Source organism: Staphylococcus sp. 231237_7MaSpsaltlick (assembly GCF_043107035.1).
Window position 1 is genome coordinate 1 of record NZ_JBICNX010000370.1, and the last position, 448, is coordinate 448.

Sequence of the window (448 nt, forward strand, 5' to 3'; positions counted from 1 at the left end):
GCCTAATTTATCTTTTGCACTCGTAACTACGTCATTATGTTTTTCATGTTTTTCTTTCTTAGGTTTTTTACCACCGCCGAGAATATCAAACATGCCACCAGTACCGGTAGATAAGTGTGGTCTCAACATTTTAGATTGGGCACCGTTATAAACCGTATCACCTTTACGCAATGTAACGCGACGATTACTACCAGCTAGTTGTTGAATACGACCATTTCTACGACGAATAAGTTCTTTGTGACCACCTGGACCACGTGCATTACCGATACCTTTATCATTTACTACTGCTTTAGTTGATCGTGTCAATCTTCCTTGACTATCTGTTTTGACAAGCGGGTTAGCTCCAGTACCAGTAGACAACTTAGGAATCTTTTTCTTGATAAGTTTTTTGTTCATGATCTTATCAGACAATGTATTGATACCATCAATCATCGCATTAAGACCTGAG

At 38.8% G+C, this 448-nt stretch carries 1 protein-coding gene; it reads right to left on the minus strand.

Annotation, left to right across the window (positions count from 1 at the left end):
- A partial coding sequence (locus tag ACF91D_RS31935; RefSeq protein ID WP_392438726.1) for a hypothetical protein occupies positions 1-432 on the minus strand: 432 nt, incomplete at its 3' end.
- Between the last annotated feature and the right edge of the window lie 16 nt (positions 433-448).